This is a genomic window from Acetobacter musti (genome assembly GCF_011516835.1).
Lineage (GTDB): Bacteria > Pseudomonadota > Alphaproteobacteria > Acetobacterales > Acetobacteraceae > Acetobacter > Acetobacter musti.
Map to the genome: position 1 here is coordinate 1 of NZ_WOTB01000079.1, position 3,400 is coordinate 3,400.

General features: G+C 52.6%; 1 protein-coding gene. It reads left to right on the forward strand.

All coding sequences use genetic code 11. The features are described from left to right. The first annotated feature begins 536 nt into the window (after positions 1-536). A complete protein-coding gene (locus GOB93_RS20610) occupies positions 537-3,041 on the forward strand; it encodes a MobA/MobL family protein (RefSeq protein ID WP_173585233.1) in 2,505 nt (834 codons plus the stop codon). Positions 3,042-3,400 lie beyond the last annotated feature (359 nt).

The window sequence follows — 3,400 nt, forward strand, 5'->3', positions numbered from 1 at the left end:
TTCAGGCCAAGAAGCCGTCTGGCCCAACCACCTGACAGGAGACCGCAAGAGGGCCCGGAGATGCCTCACACGGGCCTTAAAAACCGCAGAAAACCGACATTCCCAGTCATAAGGGAGGTCTGGATGAACGAGGATCAGAAGTCAGACCGCTAAGACACGTTCAAAAGCTTCACCTTAGGACTGGGAAACTATCAAAAAGGCACGATAACAGGTTTTTGCCGCGAGGCAGCAAAAACCGCATGAAAACAACATCATACAATATGTTCTCCTACCGTGCCCTGCCGGTGGCGTCAGCATCCTCTCGGATGCGTCACTTCTGATGCACGCGTCACCCGGGGTGCCGCGCCGCCGCCTCTCAGGCGGCGGCAGTGCAGATCGTCCAGAGGGTAACGACTTTCGACATTGCGAGATAATTGGGCCGGAAAACGGGACGTTGGAAAATCCGCTCACGGCGCGACGCTGGCAGTCGATTATATTTGCTTCATACGATCACGGACCTAATCTGACAGAAAAGCTGATCATCAGGACCGGGCGCCATGGAACAGCGAAATCGTATCACCAGAAAAACAGGAACTCAGTTTGAATCATCTGTGGAAGTCTTCACACTGTCCCGGGAAGTAGCGATTCAGAGGATCATAGCGCGCGCGCAGGAGCAGGAACAACGTGACACTCCGAATGTCACCAGCAACCTTCTCTCAGGAAATGCCCGGCACAGCAGTCGATCCGGGCTGCTCGCGATGGTGTTAAGAAAGGCTATGGAGACCCAGGGCAGACAGATCAAAAATCTTCCATCCATCCGTGTGAGAGCTCCTGACACGCGTGGTACGCCATTTCATTTCGCCTGCAGCTTCGTGAGCAAATCCCACGCGGCATCTTCCCGAGCGAAAAAGGCAACCAGGAGAAAAAATGGACGATCTTCTGGAGATCGGGAGAGGGGCGCCGATAGAAAATCGGTAAAAACAAAACAGTCCGGGAAGGGAGCCGACAGAACCACGGATAAAGAAAACATCCTCGACAGGCATCAGCGTTATATCGAACGGGGCGGCGCTTTGCAGGAAGGGCGTCGCATTGACCTCCGGAATGAAGATTCCAATGCCATTTCGGCGTCCGTGACCGGCCTGGGACAAAAAGTGGGGAATGGCCGGGGCGTGGCAGAGACCATGAAGAAGTCCGACCATTCCCGCGGCGAAAGTGCTTCGCCGACGTTAATGCAGGCCTATATCGAAGACGCAGCGAAAACAGCTACCATTACAGCCAACGCCACAACCGGCATGACAAATTCATTCGGTACGATCGGAGCCACGCCCGAGGAGAGGGCAGAGTTCTGGCGTCTTACGGAAGAAGCCGCCCCGAAAAATGGTCGGCTTCAGAACCGGATGACCCTTGAGCTTCCTCATGAGGCCAGTGACGAAAGTCGTTTCCTGATCATGCGTGAATTTGCGTACGAATTTGAAGAAGCGGGCGTTCCTTACTGGGTCGCAATTCATAAACCGACCAGCGGCAATGACACACGGAACTACCACGCGCATGTCGTCTACGGTCCACGACCGGCCAGAAAGATCATCAATCCCGCCAGCGGCAATCTGGAATGGGATTTCTCTATCGTTGACAACTATATTTCAAAATGCGGTCACCGCAGGGTCTGCAGACCTTATAAGCAAACAAAGCCAGACTGGGTCTATGACATCAACAATGTCAAAAAACGTCGCATAAGATTCGCAGAAATCGTCAATCGGGTGATGAAGGAGGAGCAATCCTCCGTCCGTTACGATCCGCGATCCTACGAGGCCATGGGGCTCGATGTTGCTCCCATGCGAAATGTTCGCAGGGTCGTCGCCGATAAGGCCAGAGGTGCGAAGTTTGTCGTGATGGATGCCGAATGGACGCGACGAATGATCGCCCAGGAGATTATGGCCGTTGCAGAGCGTCGGGACATGGCGTGGGCCAGAATCCAGGATTCTGAACACGAAATTGAATTGGCTGCGAAAGGATATTCCCGAACCCGCAGAGGTAACAAACGGCTGCCGGTGTCGGTATGTCTTTCGGAACATGATGTGCTGTCGAGTGAGAAAAGCCGCCTCGTGCTGGCCGAGCGACGCAGGATTGAGAGAGACAGGCTCAGCCGCCGCGTGCGGAACGAGGCCACGTTGCGAACCCTGACTCTGATTATCAAGGCAACCGATACCTGCCGCCCATCAGGTTCAAGAAAGCCCATGATGAGTCTGGACCCCGATATCAGCATCGACGATCTGAATCTGCTGCATGCCGCCGCACAGCACGAACTGGAACTTCATGTCGTCAGAATGAAGGAGGGAGATCGTAAAGAGAAACGACAGGATAGGTTCTTTTCGGCACGATGGAGAGATGCAGCTGAGAGCATCCCTTTTCAGGAAGATGGCGAAAAGTCGAAGCCGAAGCCCGATATCACCGTCTTTCCGGAAAACAGCATCGAAGAAAACAGAAAACGAAGACGGGAACGACCGACAGACCTCGACCCGTTCCGTAACGGGAACCTTTACGATCACGTCACCCCCGTCACGCCCGGTATGCAGAAGAGCATGGACAGGATGACAGATGAATACCTGTCCGGGATTGGAGACGAAACGGGACTTGCACATCGGCTTCTGCAGGAAAGACTTCGCGCAAAAGCGCAGAAAAATCGCCTTCTGCTTGAAATGACGTTAGTTGCCCGGGAAAAATTGAGGAAGCGGGACGACGAGGAGCGTCGCGCCTATCGTGCGACCCAGGCTGCAAGGCAGGAAAACAGGCAACAGAACAATTTTTTACCTGATGAAAAAGTGCAAGACGACATTGATATAAGAAGTATTGATTCGGGCGAATGCATTTCACAGGAGCAGAAGACGCCGCCACTCTCGGATCAGACTTCGGTTATCGAAAAAAAGGAAAACGAAACGAATATTTCAGATGTTTTTCAGTCCCAGGCAGAGAGAGAAAAACAGGAGCAGATTGAAAAGAAGAAAAAGACCAGACGCAATGCGATTTTGCGTAAAAAGCGGAAGGATAGAGGGTTAGGTATGTAATATTATGTGTGTGCATCCTGATGGATGCTTTTTTTCATAAAGTCTTTTTTGTTATAACTGTTCCATCCACACTGGTCTTTATCTGATCTGGTTTTCCTTCGGCTTCGCGGGTTGAGGACATTGTCGTCCTCACCCCAGAGTCGGCCTGCGGCCGAGCGTTCGTGCTTCGAACAAAAGAGGTTTCCTCTCTCTGTGGTCTCACTTTTTTCGAGATCGTTTATCATGAATTCCCACAAATTCGTCGAACGGGTCTATGACCCGGTCGATCAGCTATACGATGCAACGGCAGTCCTGAATGGGGTTGTCCTTCCTTCTCTGCGGGAGATCATCAGGTCTCCATGCACCGGGCTACAGGATCC